General features: G+C 46.2%; 19 protein-coding genes. 1 reads left to right on the forward strand and 18 read right to left on the reverse strand.

Going from position 1 to position 15271, the window contains the following annotated elements; all coding sequences use genetic code 11:
- Positions 1 to 15: 15 nt before the first annotated feature.
- The 13 genes from amaP to MHB56_RS05895 form a co-directional block, all read right to left on the reverse strand.
- The gene (gene amaP / locus MHB56_RS05835; RefSeq protein ID WP_036682827.1) at positions 16 to 555 is read right to left on the reverse strand and encodes an alkaline shock response membrane anchor protein AmaP; all 540 of its coding nucleotides are present in this window, start codon (positions 553 to 555) and stop codon (positions 16 to 18) included.
- A 74-nt stretch (positions 556 to 629) separates the two neighbouring features.
- Positions 630 to 1046: an Asp23/Gls24 family envelope stress response protein gene (locus tag MHB56_RS05840; RefSeq protein ID WP_076129649.1), complete on the reverse strand. Its 417-nt coding sequence runs from the start codon at positions 1044 to 1046 to the stop codon at positions 630 to 632.
- 115 nt (positions 1047 to 1161) lie between these two features.
- Positions 1162 to 2505: an acetyl-CoA carboxylase biotin carboxylase subunit gene (accC, locus tag MHB56_RS05845; RefSeq protein ID WP_036682831.1), complete on the reverse strand. Its 1344-nt coding sequence runs from the start codon at positions 2503 to 2505 to the stop codon at positions 1162 to 1164.
- A 54-nt stretch (positions 2506 to 2559) separates the two neighbouring features.
- Positions 2560 to 3069 carry an acetyl-CoA carboxylase biotin carboxyl carrier protein gene (gene accB / locus MHB56_RS05850; RefSeq protein WP_076098642.1) on the reverse strand — a complete coding sequence of 170 codons (510 nt, stop codon included), beginning with the start codon at positions 3067 to 3069 and terminating at the stop codon, positions 2560 to 2562.
- Positions 3070 to 3216: 147 nt separating this feature from the next.
- Positions 3217 to 4134 (reverse strand): SpoIIIAH-like family protein, encoded by a 918-nt coding sequence (locus MHB56_RS05855; RefSeq protein ID WP_036682837.1) that lies wholly within the window; start codon positions 4132 to 4134, stop codon positions 3217 to 3219.
- Positions 4135 to 4201: 67 nt separating this feature from the next.
- Positions 4202 to 4846, reverse strand: coding sequence for a stage III sporulation protein AG (gene spoIIIAG, locus MHB56_RS05860; RefSeq protein ID WP_175617305.1), 645 nt, complete (start codon positions 4844 to 4846; stop codon positions 4202 to 4204).
- 43 nt (positions 4847 to 4889) lie between these two features.
- A complete protein-coding gene (gene spoIIIAF, locus MHB56_RS05865) occupies positions 4890 to 5666 on the reverse strand; it encodes a stage III sporulation protein AF (RefSeq protein ID WP_076184161.1) in 777 nt (258 codons plus the stop codon).
- A gap of 27 nt (positions 5667 to 5693) precedes the next feature.
- Complete coding sequence (spoIIIAE, locus tag MHB56_RS05870) at positions 5694 to 6926, reverse strand: stage III sporulation protein AE (protein ID WP_036682845.1); 1233 nt, start codon at positions 6924 to 6926, stop codon at positions 5694 to 5696.
- Between the two features lie 44 nt (positions 6927 to 6970).
- A complete protein-coding gene (gene spoIIIAD, locus MHB56_RS05875; RefSeq protein WP_036682847.1) occupies positions 6971 to 7360 on the reverse strand; it encodes a stage III sporulation protein AD in 390 nt (129 codons plus the stop codon).
- A gap of 7 nt (positions 7361 to 7367) precedes the next feature.
- Complete coding sequence (spoIIIAC, locus tag MHB56_RS05880) at positions 7368 to 7571, reverse strand: stage III sporulation protein AC (RefSeq protein ID WP_036682849.1); 204 nt, start codon at positions 7569 to 7571, stop codon at positions 7368 to 7370.
- Between the two features lie 13 nt (positions 7572 to 7584).
- Positions 7585 to 8103 carry a stage III sporulation protein SpoIIIAB gene (gene spoIIIAB / locus MHB56_RS05885; RefSeq protein WP_076104383.1) on the reverse strand — a complete coding sequence of 173 codons (519 nt, stop codon included), beginning with the start codon at positions 8101 to 8103 and terminating at the stop codon, positions 7585 to 7587.
- The gene (gene spoIIIAA / locus MHB56_RS05890; protein ID WP_076129644.1) at positions 8096 to 9097 is read right to left on the reverse strand and encodes a stage III sporulation protein AA; all 1002 of its coding nucleotides are present in this window, start codon (positions 9095 to 9097) and stop codon (positions 8096 to 8098) included. The genes spoIIIAB and spoIIIAA overlap by 8 nt, the downstream gene beginning before the upstream one ends.
- 82 nt (positions 9098 to 9179) lie before the next feature.
- The gene (locus tag MHB56_RS05895; protein ID WP_371915730.1) at positions 9180 to 9443 is read right to left on the reverse strand and encodes a YqhV family protein; all 264 of its coding nucleotides are present in this window, start codon (positions 9441 to 9443) and stop codon (positions 9180 to 9182) included.
- Positions 9444 to 9745: 302 nt separating this feature from the next.
- On the opposite strand from MHB56_RS05895, the gene MHB56_RS05900 reads away from it, so the two are divergent.
- Positions 9746 to 10612, forward strand: coding sequence for a YitT family protein (locus MHB56_RS05900; RefSeq protein WP_280753397.1), 867 nt, complete (start codon positions 9746 to 9748; stop codon positions 10610 to 10612).
- A 135-nt stretch (positions 10613 to 10747) separates the two neighbouring features.
- Here the strand turns inward: MHB56_RS05900 and MHB56_RS05905 are convergent, their stop codons facing one another.
- The 5 genes from MHB56_RS05905 to MHB56_RS05925 form a co-directional block, all read right to left on the reverse strand.
- Positions 10748 to 12001 carry an aspartate kinase gene (locus tag MHB56_RS05905; protein ID WP_036682855.1) on the reverse strand — a complete coding sequence of 418 codons (1254 nt, stop codon included), beginning with the start codon at positions 11999 to 12001 and terminating at the stop codon, positions 10748 to 10750.
- A gap of 193 nt (positions 12002 to 12194) precedes the next feature.
- Positions 12195 to 12743: a dihydrofolate reductase family protein gene (locus MHB56_RS05910; RefSeq protein WP_280753398.1), complete on the reverse strand. Its 549-nt coding sequence runs from the start codon at positions 12741 to 12743 to the stop codon at positions 12195 to 12197.
- 147 nt (positions 12744 to 12890) lie between these two features.
- Entirely contained in the window at positions 12891 to 13448 is a 558-nt protein-coding gene (gene efp / locus MHB56_RS05915; protein WP_038572538.1) for an elongation factor P, read from the reverse strand.
- Between the two features lie 46 nt (positions 13449 to 13494).
- Positions 13495 to 14565 carry a M24 family metallopeptidase gene (locus MHB56_RS05920; RefSeq protein WP_036682862.1) on the reverse strand — a complete coding sequence of 357 codons (1071 nt, stop codon included), beginning with the start codon at positions 14563 to 14565 and terminating at the stop codon, positions 13495 to 13497.
- 74 nt (positions 14566 to 14639) lie between these two features.
- On the reverse strand, positions 14640 to 15131 hold the full coding sequence (locus tag MHB56_RS05925; RefSeq protein WP_341143373.1) for a YqhR family membrane protein: 492 nt from the start codon (positions 15129 to 15131) through the stop codon (positions 14640 to 14642).
- Between the last annotated feature and the right edge of the window lie 140 nt (positions 15132 to 15271).

A 15271-nucleotide genomic window follows, 5' to 3' on the forward strand; every position in this document is an offset into this window, starting at 1 on the left:
AAGGGAAACTCACCTCTATTCCACTCGACTTTTGAAGCTTGGAGACTGCGTGAGGTTAGCAATATATACAGACACATCAGCAACCGGAATGCCGGTTGTCTCCTGCACAAAATCATGCACCTGACGTTGTACTTCTGTCGTAAGCAGCGGTAATGAATGCTCACCGTCCACTACTGCACGAATTGTAATTTCAAGGCCAGCCTGCGAGACACGAATACGTGACTTGAGATCTCTGATTCCCTTCACTTTACCGGCAGCCTTAAGACTCAGATTCTCAATAGTTTCCATTGAAATCTGGATATCCCCATACTCTGTACGCTGATCGACCGAAGGCAATGAAGCGCGATCACGGCGCAGAGAGATGTAGAAAAATCGGATGCTCAGAAGGAACAAGACAACTGCTACTATTATTGCTGTAATATAAGCTGCTGGTCCATTCTCAATCTCCAAAGTTCTAGGAATCGCACCGCTTAAGAGGAGGATGGCAATAACAGATAGTATTCCGATACTTAAGCTGTAGACAAACAGCAAAAGTCTGTCCAAAATTTTTGCCACGAGTCTCATAACCTCCTTAAATTAGAGTAAACCCTCGACTTTGCTGTCGGGGGTTTATGGAAGAACGATGACTGCTATTTCACACGAAGAATCGTTTCTGTTTCTTCGTTCTTGTCTACAGTGTTGTTGTTCTTGAATTGCACATCATGAATATGCACATTCACTTCCACAACAGTCAGACCAGTCATAGTCTCGATGGAGCGCTTAACATTACGTTGAATTTCAGCAGCCACTTCAGGAAGGCGATTGCCATATTCAATAATTACAGAAACATCCACCGCAGCTTCACGTTGTCCAACCTCTACTTTAACTCCTTTGGACAGATTCTTACGTCCAAGAAGTTCAACAATACCACCGGCGAATCCGCCGCTCATACCTGCTACACCTTTAACCTCAACGGTCGCCAGACCTGCAATAACCTCGATTACTTCAGGAGCAATCTGGATTTCACCGATTTCCGTCCGTTCGTATTCTGTCGGCAATGTACTCATTTTAGACTTCACACCTTTCAAGAAAGATTGTTCATGATTTCAAGCGTAAAGCACGTCTCTTATTAAACATACTATATCATTTGACGAACTTTATGACAAACAAACCGAAGTCGTCCTAAATTTCATACTCTTCAAGAAACTTAATGTCAAAGTTACCATCCAAAAATACAGGATGCTCCAACAGTTTCTGATGGAAAGGGATGGTGGTATGAATGCCTTCCACGGCGAATTCAGCCAAGGCGCGCTTCATCTTCGCAATCGCTTCCTGACGTGTAGGAGCCCATACAATCAGTTTTGCAATCATAGAATCATAGAAAGGGGAAATCGTATATCCTGGGTACGCCGCACTATCCACACGAACGCCAAGGCCTCCTGGTGGCAAATAAAAGCCGATTTTTCCTGGTGAAGGCATGAAATTACGCTCAGGATCTTCAGCATTTATACGGCATTCAATGGACCAGCCATTAATCACGATATCTTCCTGAGTGAATGACAGCGGATTGCCTTCTGCTACAGAGATCATTTCCTTAATCAAATCCACACCTGTAACCATTTCTGTTACTGGATGTTCAACCTGAATACGGGTATTCATCTCCATGAAGTAGAACTGTCCGTCCGGTCCAAGCAGGAATTCAAGTGTTCCGGCTCCCGAATAATTCACGGCAAGTGCTGCTCGAACTGCTGCATTACCCATTGCTTCCCGAATTTCCGGTGTGAGCACTGAACAAGGTGCCTCTTCAATCAGCTTTTGGCGACGACGCTGCACGGAGCAGTCCCGTTCACCTAAATGCACTACATTGCCATGTTTATCTGCAATAATCTGAATCTCCACATGCTTCATGCCTGTTAGGAATTTCTCCAGATATACACCAGCGTTACCAAACGCCTTTTGTGCTTCCTGTTGTGCAGCAGTAATCTGCTTCACCAAAGATTCCTCGTCCTCAGCAATTCGTATTCCCTTACCTCCGCCACCTGCAGTCGCCTTAACGATGATTGGGTACCCAATATCGCGGCCCAGCATGACAGCTTCCTCTACATCGCCTACAAGACCATCTGAGCCCGGGATAATCGGAACTCCAGCCAGTTTCATGGTTTCCTTCGCCACAGCCTTGTCACCCATACGGTTTATGGCATCTGGAGAAGGTCCTATGAAGATAATATTGCAAGATTCACAAATCTCTGCAAAATCCGCATTTTCAGCTAAAAATCCATAGCCAGGATGGATGGCATCACATTCCGTTAAGGTGGCTACACTCATAATATTTGTAAAGTTCAGATAGCTGTCCTTGGCCGGCATCGGACCGATGCAGTAAGCTTCATCAGCCAACCGGACATGCAGTGAATCCCGGTCGGGTTCCGAATAGACCGCGACGGTGGAAATGCCCAGTTCACGGCAGGCCCTAATAATGCGGACCGCGATTTCGCCGCGGTTGGCAATCAACACTTTTTGAATGTTCATGCGTTTCCTCCCAAAGTTTTGCGAAGCTTCCGCTCCTTAAGTAGTCTGCGGTATTTATTCCGGTTTAACCAAGAATAGTGGTTGACCGTATTCTACAAGCTGACCGTTCTCAGCAAGCACAGACACGATTTCACCTTTGATCTCCGCTTCCAGCTCATTCATCAGTTTCATCGCCTCAATAATGCAAACCGTTGATTTTTCACTTACACGGTCTCCAACATTAACAAACGAAGGCGTTTCCGGAGAAGCGGCACTATAAAAGGTCCCCACCATTGGAGACACAATTTTATGTAGTTTGCCTTCTGCAGCTGCTTGTGGCTGCTGCGCTGGAGGAACTTCACCTACTACCGGATAGGATACTTGCGGTACGCTCTGCGGCTGCGGGGCAGGCGTAAAGGGATAGGCAGCATAAGGAGTCGCCTGTACTGCTGTTCCATCAGCTTCAGGGCGATCCGGTTTGCGAATTGCAAGCTTCATTCCTTCGCTTTCGATCTCCAACTCATGTACAGAGGAGGTCTGGTCCAGCAATTTAATCAATTCCTTAATTTCGCTCAACTTGAACATATATCAGTTCACTCCTTCAGCTTTCTCTCGAAGCCACTTCTTAAGCGGACAAGATAACTTTATGTATTATATCACAATCGGTAAAAATGGAAAGAGCCCGGGGCAACCCGAGCTCTTTCGTCATTTTTCTTTTAATTATACAGCTTATTATTGCTCAGAAACGTATTGTACACTAATTTTATCTTGAGATACACTCAGTTCCTTCATTACGAGATCCACGATGCTAACCGCTTGCTTTACATCCAGTTTGTCGCTGAGAACGACTACTTTGTAGCTGTCTCCAGCTTCTTCCTTTACAATCGCTTCTCCATATTTTTGTTGAAGCTGTTCTTCAATACCGGTAATTTTGGATTCTTTTTCTTCAAGATTAAGAAGTTGTTCTTGAGCGACTGCGTTATCAGCAGGTGTTTTGTCCATGTCATTAATCAAAGCAAGCAAGTCTTGTTGGTTCTTAAGATTCTTTTGCTCACGTTCATAAAGGTAGTTAGTGAACATACTGCTCGCCGATACACTTTGAGAAGCTACTTCATCGAGAATTTCTTTGTCATTTTTGGCTGGAGTCTTGGTTGTTGTATTTGCGGCTGTATCTTTAGCAGATGTATCTGTTTTGGCGGCATCTTTAGCAGCAGTGTCGGTTGTTGCCTTCTCTGAGTCACTGCTATTTGCGGCAGCTTTACTGCTATCGTCCTTAGCAGCTGTAGTTGTACTGTCGTCCGTTTTAGCAGTAGTAGTGCTATCATCCGTTTTAGCGGTAGCAGCACTGTCATCCGTTTTGGCGGCAGTAGCGCTGTCGTCCGTAGTAGCGGCGCCAGTAGTGCTATCTACAACGCCTTCATCGGCAACAACATCGCCTTGACTAACAACTTCGTTCACAACAACACCTTTGTCGCCAACCGTTGGCAACGCTGCACCTGCTGTATCTTTCAGGGAATCAACCTGCATTGTGCCAGCCGTGTCTTTTGGAATCGAAGCACCTGAGTCTTCAGTGAATAAATAATATGCAGAGAGGACCACCATCAAGCTGAGCATAGAAACCAACCATATCGTTTGTCTTTTGCCGTTCATTCCTAATTCCTCCTAAAATTTAATCTAGTGGCTGCTTCGGAAGCACTCACTTATTGACTTTCTCCTGCTACTCTTGTTTGCGTGGTACTACTGAAATGCGCTGGATCGGGACATTCAAGCCTTTTTCTATAGCCTGCTCGACAAGTCCACGAACAACCTTGTTCTCTGCCCCTTTGGCAACTACCAGTACGCCGCGTACCTGAGGTTTGATCCGCTTCGTCACGATGGGTGTCTCGTCCCCTGATTGCGAGTAGGTTACGATTTCGCCATCCCTCGTATATTGTGTCGTATGACGTTTCCCCCCACTGGCATCCGTCTCTTCACTAAGCTGTTGGGAGTCATTCATATTACGCACCACGACAATTTCTTCTGTAGACTCCACTGTAACCATGATATCGACTGTACCGACGCCAACGATTTTCTCCAAAATTTCCTTCATCCGGTTCTCCATCGCTAGTTCGATGCTGTCGAACGAATTGGTCGTTGTGGTTGGATCACTCTGCACCAGCGCCGTTTGAGAGGACTGATTCACCGGCGGCTCACGCCCTGTATTCTCGTTATCAATCCTCTTCACATTGACGAAGGAATTGAATAGCATGATCGCTGCGCCCAGCAGACCCAGAATGATCAGCCAGCGAAAGGTATGGCTTCTCTTCGGACTGCCGGCCCCACCCCCAGCCCACTGCTCAAGCTTTTTCAGCCAATTGCTCACTCCCATCCCTCCTAAAAATTATAGTTTCTTAGAAACATCAAGCTCATGATTTGACGTTACTAGCCACGCTGCCATCCACCTGAATGACTTTGGGATCCAAATCCCACTTCAGTTCCAGCAGCTTTACAATGGACTCCATTTCACTCGAGGACGCGCTGTCTTCAGCTACAGTTCCGTTCACTGCTTTATTAGGTTCAGCTGATGATGTTGCTTCACTCTCTACGTTATCTGCCGGACTAGCGCCAATTTTAACTTCTACAGGTGCTACAGGAGAGATTGTAATGGGTGCTGTAGTCGCTGTGCTGGAAGCTCCGGAAGTACCAGGGGACTTAGCCGTTGTCTGAGGCATAGAGACCCTTACATTGGAAATGACAGGAATGTCTTCGTTACCAGTGCCGCCAGACTTCCCCATGCCCAGCGTTACGGTGACATTAACCCCGCGTTTGCCGGTCTCACTGATAATCTGCTCTTTCATCTGACCCGCCACCTCTTCGGCAGCGAGCTGCAGACTCTGTTCCTGACGGCCTTGTGCAAGCTTTTGCCCATCTGCCAGAATCTGTTCCAAGGATGGGTCTCCCTTCCCTCCGCCAGTGAACAAACCGCCCTCTTTCTCTTGCTGTCCCATAGCGACACTCAGTTCGGAGATTGCATCACCCTTCAGGAGAGAGACGATAGGGCTGAGCATCGTGAGCAGGATTAGGAGACTTAGCACCAATCTTGCATAACGCTCCATGGATTTGCTTGGGAGCAGCAATTCAACAAATGACGCCAACAGCACAACCAGGATGATCTCCCGCAGCCAACCGCCTAACCAGCTCATGGTTTCCCTCCTAAAAGTTTGGTTGCTTCACCTCATCATCACGGTCAAATTGCCCGCAGTCAGCATGATCGTAACCGCCATAAAAAACATTAAGGAAACAGCAGCCAAAGCAGCGAACACGTATACCATGCTTTTTCCAATCGTCTGGAGACAGACCACAATCGGCGTCTCTCCCAGCGGCTGCATCACAGCGGCGGCTATATTGTAGATAAGGGCAAGCACCAGGATTTTGATTGCCGGAAAAGCACACAGGAACAATATGATAATGACACCCGATAACCCGATCGCATTCTTCACCAGCAGTGAAGCTGAGATTACTGTGTCTGTGGCATCCGCGAACATTTTGCCGATGACCGGAACAAAATTCCCTGTAATATATTTAGCGGCCCGAATGGTGACCCCATCCGTTACTGAGCTTGTTATCCCTCGAACGGAAATTACACCTAGGAACACAGTTAGCAGTACACCTAACAATCCAGCACCGATGTTTCGCAGCAGATTAGCCAGCTGCGTTAGTTTATATTTCTCCGACAATGCGCTGACCAGATGCAGCACAGCCGAGAAGAACAGAAGCGGAAAAACAAGGGTGTGGATCATGGTGCCAACCGTATGAATCATAAAAACAATTAACGGATGGGTGACGGAGACCGTAACGATATTCCCCATCGAAGCCAGCAGCGCGAACAGCAGTGGAATCATCGCCATCATGAAATCGATCATCCGATCGATAGCATCCTTTGCATAACCAATAGCGATATTGAAGCTGTTCACAGCAATTACCAGCACCACCATATAACAGAGCGTATAAGCGACCTTACTGACCGTTTTTCGCTCAAAAGCGGTTTGCAGCGTCTCCAGAATCATGCTGAGCACACTGATCATCACAATCGTCACGAGCAGCTTTCCGTTGTACAGCACCTCATGCCACATAAAGCCTAGAAGCCCAGATAACACACCCTTCAAGCTGAGCCCCTTATCTCCTGGAAGCAGCATGTCCATTAGCGTGGGTGTGGCCCCGTCCGGGAAAAAACCACCATAATCCTTCATCAGCTGATCCCAGTACGACTCGACTTTATCTTTTGGCAAATTATTCACCTGGCTCTTGACCCACTGGTCTACCGGGGAGGAACTGCCGGATTCTGGTGTTGAGGAAGCTTGCACACTCTGAGCTGTACCTGCAAACCATAGAATGAAAAAGAATGGAAGCAGCAGCAGTATTATTTTTAGTTTTGGAGGACGGAAAACACTGCGCTCTTGCATAATTTCTCCTCCCGATTCGTTGCTCAGCTCTCTTTACGATTGCTTTAAGCAGGCAGTAGTTTCATGACGGTTTCGATAATGATGCTGATGATGGGTACGGCTAGTACCATAATTAGCACTTTGCCGGCGAGTTCTATTTTGGAAGCAATCGATTCCTGACCGGCATCTCGTACAATCTGTGCACCGAACTCCGCGATATAGGAAATGCCGATGATTTTGAAAACAGTCTTCAAATAAATCATTTCCATCCCCGATGACTCAGCCACCCGCTCCAGTGTAGAGAGGATCATTCCGATCTTGCCGATGAGAAACATAAAAATTAGAATTCCTGTTGTAGTAGCAAGAAGGAAGGCGAACATCGGTTTTTGTTCCTTCAGTACGAGAATCAATATGGTCGATATCAGCCCAATCCCAACAACTTGAATAATCTCCATGGCACGCCTATTGAAAAAGAAAGATCGTTTTTATTTCCTGCAGCAACCCGTCCAGCATACGAATCACCATGAACAGCACGACTACGAACCCGATCACGGTGACCCAATGTGCGAAATCCTCTTTTCCCATCTGTTTGAGCACCGTGTGTATCATGGCGATAATTATGCCAATGCCGGCAATTTGAAAAATCGCATTGACTTCAATATTCATTCCTGGCACCTCGCTAAAAGATCAAAATGACGATCAGTACTCCAAGCAGCAGACCCAGGCTTTTACTTAACTTTTCATATTTGCCTTGATCCTCTCTGGCCACCGACTCCTCCTGCTTCAATTGCTGCAATGCTAACGCGATATGAGTGCTCTGATTCGACCTATCGCTTGTGCCGAGAGTACAGCTGAGCTGGCGAAGAATCTCTCTTTCTGTCCCCTTCATAGCGGTAGACTTCCAATATGCTTCCATCGCCCGCTGGATGGCATCCTGGGCGCTTCTGTCATAGGGAGGGCTCATCTCCTCCGCTGTTTTGACAAACAACGATTTCAGCGGGTCCTTCGACTGATTCCCAATCCGCCGCATGGCTTCCGGCAGTGGGGTGAAGCCGTACATGATCTCTGTTTCCAACCGCTGTAGTGCTGCTATTAAACCTCTGATATGTCTGGGCCTGTCTGCATATTGACGAGCAAACTGGAGACCTGCAAGCGTACCAGCCACCACAATGAGCACAGCACCGAACAGCTTAAGCATGCAAATCACCACCTAGTCGATCCCCGGGAGAGATAAGCAGCATTCCTCTTTTCTGGCCATCCAGAATACGAAACGTGAGGCCTGCTTCTGAACGATGGAGTATGACATATCTCTCGAACATCTTTTGTTCCAGCAGTCCTCCAAGACCCGGCCTACGAGCCAACTCTGTTACATCTTTTCCGTGAGCGGAAGCAATGACAGATATTCCGGCATGCAGGGCCTCGGTAACTGCTTCGGCATCTTCAGGACGCCCAATCTCATCCGCGATTAATACATCTGGCGATAGCGACCGGATCATCATCATCATGCCTTCTGCCTTGGGACAGCCATCAAGAACATCAGTCCGCGGACCCACGTCAAAAGCGGGAACACCACGCCGGCTGCCAGCAATTTCAGACCGTTCGTCAACAATTCCCACCTTCAGCCCCGGTCTAATCCCTTCGCGCTTGCCCAATTCCCCTAAGGAGATTTGTCTTGCAAGATCGCGGAGCAGGGTAGTCTTGCCATGTTGTGGAGGGGAGAGAATCAAGGTGTGCATCATTCGCTGCCGCCCCTTGTCCAGTAAATAAGGCAGCACTCCATCTGCGATTCCAGGTACTTCTCGAGCAATACGGACATTAAAGCCAGTGATATCACGAAGATGCTCTACACCTCCGCCACTCAGCACTGTCCGACCAGCAAGTCCTATCCGATGACCGCCGGGAATCGTAATAAATCCTTTTCTCAGCTCTTCTTCCATCGTATATAGCGAATGGTTGCTGATCAGGTCTAGCAGTCGATGAGTGTCTTCCCGATCCGGCTTGTAAGCTTCTTCAGGCCTCTGCGTCAAACTGCCATTCACTCTTAGAAAGTGATATTTACCAGAGTAGTTAATTTCCAGCGGACGACCTTCACGGACACGAATCTCCTCCACCATTCCTAGCAGCGGAAGGGGAAGGCACTTTAACAGCGCTCTTACTTTTTCAGGAAACAATTGCAGCCAATCATCTGCCATACAAAGTACCCCCAAGCTGTCCTCTACTTAATTGCTTTATTCCATATTTATGCTTGTACGCGCCCAATATGCCTATCATCTATCATTTTTTCAAAATCCCGATTAAGAGAAAGGCTACACCGCAGCCCACCCAGCCTAATTTGCTCCATGACAGCTGCTGTGCCATCCCAGTCAGACCAATAGCTGTCGTCAATATCAATATGGTCGGGCCTACCAAAGCCAGTCCAGAATTGACAGCCAGCGCCTTATCGACCTGATTTAATCTGAGCATTATCAGCGCAGCTATAATCTCTGCACTGCCCGAGAACAACCGCAGAGTCGCCATCCAGCTTACATACTTGTCCAATCTACTCCACTCCTTTTACTAATTCATTCATACCAAAAGAGATCTGAGGCTTGTTTAGCTTTCTATTATTCATGGATATGCGTGGCTTTTTCACTTTAGACAATGAGAAATGACAGATTTGCAGATCAGACTGTGAAAGAATTCATAGTGAGTGGGTTCATAAATAAATATAATCAGTACGATAAAATAATTTTTACGAACGCCTTCATCTGTGGTATCCTTTTTAATTGGAAATATAGTGAGTTTATATTTTCAAAAAAAGGCAAACTAAAAAGACATAAGAAAAAGAGGGGATTTGTGTCATGCACGTACGAAATTACGGGCTACCGCTCAGCATGCGGTCCGTAGTCAGACCAGTAAGAGAAGCGGCAATCATTATTTTTTCAGCTTTTTTAGTCGCCGCAGGGATGAGATTATTTCTAATTCCTCATCAACTGCTAAGCGGCGGGGTAGCAGGGGTGGCTTCAGTCATCGGGTATGTAACTAATCCGAAGTACATCTCAATCATTTATTTTGCGATAAACCTTCCTGTTCTGATCTGGGGATTTATTGCAGTGGGGAAAAAGTACATCTTACTAAGCATGCTTTCCGTTTTAGCTACCACCTGGTTCATGACAATTATTCCTGCGTTGAAAGTGACCAAAGACCCGATTTTGGCTAGTATTTTTGGCGGCGTAATTATTGCTGGCGGGGTTGGATTTTCTCTCCGTGCCGGGGGTTCATCTGGAGGATTTGATATATTAGGCTCGATTATTACACGTAAGCGGGATATTCCTATTGGGAATGTACTCTTCGTAATGGATGGGCTCGTTATTCTGAGTTTAGGCTTCTTTAAAAGCTGGGACTCAGCCTTATACGCTATGCTCTGTATTTTTGTGAAAAGCAGAGTGGTTGATATGATTCATATTCGTCATGTTAAGCTAACCTGCTTCATTGTTACCAAGGAACGGGATAAAATGCTGAATCGTCTTAGAGAGCTGCCTCATGGCATCACAGTAGTCAACGCAGAGGGCGGCTACAGTCACGAGGGCAATACAATGCTGATGACCGTAACGACCCGCTATGAGCTTTCAGAGCTGCGTAAGACTATCCTTGAGACGGATCCAAGCTCTTTCGTCAATGTACTCGAGACTGTTGAAATTCTAGGCCGATTTAGACGTTTAGGATAAATACCCATATAGATGTAAAAAGGAACGCTGCATTCAAACCTGCAGCGTTCCTTTTCATTTATAGCGGGATGCCCAAAAAGGAGACCCCGTAGCTAAATAGCTGTAGGATCTCCCTTTTTATTGATTGAACGGCTCTTAACGACGATCCTTAGGACCACCAACAAAGGCCTGCTCAGTTGTATCCAGATTATAAGCGGTGTGAAGCGCCTGAATGATCGATGGCAAATTACCGGATTCGATTACACAAGAAACCTTAATTTCTGACGTGCTGACCATCTTAATGCTTACGCCCTCTTGGGAGAGTACATCAAACATTTGAGCTGCAACACCAGGATGGCTAACCATACCCGCACCAACAATAGAAACCTTCACAAGGTTATCCTCGGACGTTACTTCACGGTAAGGTAAAGTTTTATGGATTTCTTTAATGACTTCCTTCGCACGATCCAGTTCATCAAGTGAAACTGTAAATGAGAAGTCAGCCTGTTCATTCTGCACACCACTTTGCACAATGATATCTACGTTTACGCCTTCTTCAGCCAGCTTGCCGAAGACTTGAGCGAGTACACCCGGTACATCAGGTACTCCTAGAATACTGACACGCGCTACATTCTTATCATAAGCAATCCCACTAACTACGACACCTTGCTCCATGCTTGCTTCCTCCTTCACAACAGTACCTTCATTATGATTAAAGCTCGATCTAACGACCAGCTTAACTTGATGACGCTTAGCATACTCCACTGCACGCGGATGTAGTACCGCCGCTCCCAGATTGGCAAGCTCTAGCATCTCATCGTATGAGATTTCGTTCAGCTTGCGGGCTGTTTTCACAATGCGTGGATCTGTAGAATAGATACCATCAACGTCGGTATAAATCTCACATACATCTGCTTGAATAGCAGCCGCAAGGGCTACAGCTGTCGTGTCCGATCCTCCGCGGCCCAGGGTAGTGATCTCACCATCCAAAGTCATCCCTTGGAAACCGGCAACGATAACGATCTGTTCGCGTTCCAAAGACGCTACTACACGGTGTGGATCAATATCATTGATACGAGCTCTACCGTGGGTTTCGTCTGTACGGAACCCGGCCTGCCATCCTGTATAAGATACTGCATTCCGCCCGATCCCATGAAGAGCTATGGACAAAAGAGCAACGGAAATCTGCTCTCCTGTTGTCATCAGCATATCCATTTCACGTGCAGGCGGCTGCCCGTTTAATTGCTTCGCCGTATCGATCAAATCATCTGTTGTATCCCCCATAGCAGATACAACTACAACGCAGCGATGTCCCTCATCCTGCTTGTCTGCGATGCGCTTGGCAACACGTTGCATGCGTTCTGTGTCGCCGACGGAGCTGCCTCCGAATTTCATAACATAAAGTGACAAAGTCCCACTCACTCCCCATATCGGTCTATGTAGTTGCTTCTAATCGGTTTCCCGCTTTAAACCAGTATAATACGAAAATAGCGTAATGCGTTAATGATTTCATTAAAAAATTATTGATTTTCCAGAAGCTAACAAAAAGATAAGGTCAGCTTCAAGACACTAGCTGACCTCATTTCACTCGTCTTCCAGTTTTTTATTGAGAAGCTGGTCGATAAGTCAAGGCCATCACTCCAGAACTGAATCTTTTGGAGTCCACTAGCTCCAACGTCTTCTCTTCACCAACGTTATCGAACAGGCGCTGACCGCTACCCAGCAGAATCGGGAAGACCAGAAGCTGATATTCATCGACAAGGCCAAGCTGCATCAGGCTCTGCGCAAGCGTACGACTGCCAAAAACGAGAATATCTCTCCCCGGCTGTTCTTTCAGCTTGGACACCTCTTGAACAAGATCGCCCTTGAGCAAGCTTGAATTGCTCCATGTTGTTTGTTCGAGAGTTGTGGAGACTACGTACTTAGCGTATCCATTCATCATTTCACCGTACTCACCTGTCTGCTCAACCATATTTGGCCAAGCCTCTGCAAAACCTTCGTAGGTTGTCCGTCCTAACATTAGAGCGTCAGCAGCTTTCAGTTCAGCAAATTTGAAATGCTCCTGTTCTTCACTTCCGAATGAGAAGGTCCATTGTGGATTTTCCATAACACCATCAAGGGATATGAACTCAGATATAATTAATTTTCTCATATGCGCCTCCTTCTAATCCTTTAATTCGTAAGTATAACATTCCACACCCATACTGTTCCTCATGCATCCTCGTTTATATACCAAAAACCCCCCACCGTAATAACGGGGGAGGCTGATTGGTTATAAGTTCGGCAAGTATGATGCTTCCTACGCGCGGGAGATATATTTACCTTCGCGAGTATCAATAAGCAGCACATCTCCTTCATTGATGAACAGAGGAACTTGTACAGAATGACCTGTTTCAAGCTTGGCCGATTTAGTAGCGCCTTGAGCAGTATTTCCCTTCACACCTGGCTCAGTTTCAACAACCTTCAGCTCTACGCTGGTAGGCAGGTTAATCCCAAGGATTTCACCTTGGTAACTGATGATGTTTACAGTCATGTTCTCTTTAAGGAAGTTCAATTCCCATTCAAGCTGCTTGCTGGACAATTCGAATTGGTCATAAGTTTCGTTGTCCATGAAAGCATGCTCCGATCCGCTTGCATACAAATATTGCACGCCACGGTTCTCAATAATAGCACGGCCAATAGTTTCACCAGCACGGAAAGTACGCTCAACAGTGTTACCATTGCGCAGGTTTTTCAGCTTAGAGCGAACGAACGCTGCACCTTTACCTGGTTTAACGTGCTGGAAATCAAGAACGGTAAAAATATCACCGTCCACCTCTACGGTCAAGCCTGTCTTAAAATCGTTTACTGAAATCACTAAAAATCCCTCCTGAATTCGATAATTAAACTACTACTTTTCTTACTTACAGTACTGTATATTCTTTGGACGAATGGGTCAGCAGCGATATTCCGCTCTCGGTGATCACAATATCGTCTTCAATACGTACTCCGCCAATCCCCGGCAAATAGATACCTGGTTCTACAGTAACGACCATTCCCGGCTGCATGATATCGTCACTCAGCTTGGACAAACGCGGCCATTCATGAACTTCCATTCCAAGTCCATGACCCGTGCTATGTCCAAATTGATCACCATATCCGTAGCTAGCGATGATATCACGTGCCAGTGCATCACATTCCCGTCCAGTCATACCCGGTTTGATATGTGCCAACGTATGTAGCTGAGCTTCCAGCACAATATCATAGATTTCTTTCAGCTTCGGATCTGGAGCTCCGAGTGCAATGGTACGAGTCACATCTGAGCAGTATCCATCGAGTAATGCACCGAAATCAAGCGTAATAAATTCATTACCTTGAATTACACGGCTGCTTGCTACGCCATGCGGCATGGACGAACGTTCACCTGAAGCAACAATCGTATCAAACGATGACGCAGTTGCCCCGTGGGTACGCATATAGAATTCCATTTCCAAATCGACGTCTCTTTCAGTCATGCCTGGTTTGATCACATTCAGAATATGATTGAATGTAGCATCAGCCAGATCAGCTGCACGTTGCATAACAGCAAGCTCTTCAGCATCCTTGAACATACGGAGGTCTTCCACGGCTTTGGAAACTGGAACTAACACTGCCGGCTTAAGGGCTTCCGCATATGAGGTATAAGCGCTGAATGAGACATCATCCTGTTCGAAACCAACACGTACCTCACTGCCTGTTGGCAGCAACTCGCGTACTGTATCAATAAATTTAGGACCATGCTCTACAACCTTAACTCCTACCGCTTGATCCGCAGCCTGTGTCATGTACCTGAAGTCAGTTAGCAGATAACAATCATCGCTTGTCACCAATACATAACCGGACGATCCGGTAAATCCACTTAAATAGCGGCGGTTATAACCGCTGGTTATCAACATTGCTTCCAATCCTTTATCCTGCAAAACCTTACGCAGCTTGGAGACGCGCTCGTTACCCATTTTCATTCTCCTCTCGAAATAGCCACATTGTATTTTAACATAGGGATATCCCCTTGAGAAGTTTTTTCGAGCCGTTAGGCAAGTGCAGTCGCTTGCTCACGCTTTCGTTCGTCGGTATACTCAATCGCCGCTGTGTATCCAATGAACATCCCCCAAAGTAAAAAAAGGCAGAACTCACTAATCACAGTGTTCCACGGCAGCTTAAAAGGCGGCTGCATAAGAAACATTTGCGAGCCGGGAATAAATATAACTACCCACCACAAAACACCATAAACCAATCCTGGCCAAGGTCCCTTCAGATTGCGCAGAATAAGCACATATAGCAGTGAGGCTATCACTGAAAATAAGATGAAAAACAAATAACCCACGAGATGTCCATACATTGTTGTCAGAAAAGTATGTTTAAAAAACGGCTCTGCTAAATAACCAGGACTAACCTTGGTAAAGCTGAACCAGTAGATTAACCAGTGCAGCCCTCCCCAAATCAAACCTGCGAAAAAACCTAATTCGAGCGCAAAAAACCAAATATTAGTATGATCTGATTGTTGTTGATGTGATTTGCTCATAGAATTGCCTCTCTTTCCGTATTTTTAATAACGATTTGTCTCTCCTTGTCCATATAAGGTAGTATGTGCAGCAAAAGGCGATCCAACTAGTAATGTCTTCAAAAATTAGTTACAATGTATTATATAAATCATATTAATTA

Source organism: Paenibacillus sp. FSL H8-0315, assembly GCF_038005365.1.
Classification (GTDB): domain Bacteria; phylum Bacillota; class Bacilli; order Paenibacillales; family Paenibacillaceae; genus Paenibacillus_AQ; species Paenibacillus_AQ odorifer.

Excerpts from the sequence above, each read along its gene's own strand:
- accB (WP_076098642.1), bottom strand. The coding sequence starts at position 3,069 with ATGTTCAAGTTGAGCGAAATTAAGGAATTGATTAAATTGCTGGACCAG.
- spoIIIAA (WP_076129644.1), bottom strand. The coding sequence starts at position 9,097 with ATGGCAGATGATTGGCTGCAATTGTTTCCTGAAAAAGTAAGAGCGCTG.
- accC (WP_036682831.1), bottom strand. The coding sequence starts at position 2,505 with ATGAACATTCAAAAAGTGTTGATTGCCAACCGCGGCGAAATCGCGGTC.
- MHB56_RS05900 (WP_280753397.1), top strand. The coding sequence starts at position 9,746 with ATGCACGTACGAAATTACGGGCTACCGCTCAGCATGCGGTCCGTAGTC.
- spoIIIAF (WP_076184161.1), bottom strand. The coding sequence starts at position 5,666 with ATGAGCTGGTTAGGCGGTTGGCTGCGGGAGATCATCCTGGTTGTGCTG.
- MHB56_RS05925 (WP_341143373.1), bottom strand. The coding sequence starts at position 15,131 with ATGAGCAAATCACATCAACAACAATCAGATCATACTAATATTTGGTTT.
- MHB56_RS05855 (WP_036682837.1), bottom strand. The coding sequence starts at position 4,134 with ATGAACGGCAAAAGACAAACGATATGGTTGGTTTCTATGCTCAGCTTG.
- spoIIIAB (WP_076104383.1), bottom strand. The coding sequence starts at position 8,103 with ATGCTTAAGCTGTTCGGTGCTGTGCTCATTGTGGTGGCTGGTACGCTT.
- spoIIIAD (WP_036682847.1), bottom strand. The coding sequence starts at position 7,360 with ATGGAGATTATTCAAGTTGTTGGGATTGGGCTGATATCGACCATATTG.
- spoIIIAC (WP_036682849.1), bottom strand. The coding sequence starts at position 7,571 with ATGAATATTGAAGTCAATGCGATTTTTCAAATTGCCGGCATTGGCATA.
- MHB56_RS05840 (WP_076129649.1), bottom strand. The coding sequence starts at position 1,046 with ATGAGTACATTGCCGACAGAATACGAACGGACGGAAATCGGTGAAATC.
- spoIIIAE (WP_036682845.1), bottom strand. The coding sequence starts at position 6,926 with ATGCAAGAGCGCAGTGTTTTCCGTCCTCCAAAACTAAAAATAATACTG.
- MHB56_RS05920 (WP_036682862.1), bottom strand. The coding sequence starts at position 14,565 with ATGGGTAACGAGCGCGTCTCCAAGCTGCGTAAGGTTTTGCAGGATAAA.
- MHB56_RS05910 (WP_280753398.1), bottom strand. The coding sequence starts at position 12,743 with ATGAGAAAATTAATTATATCTGAGTTCATATCCCTTGATGGTGTTATG.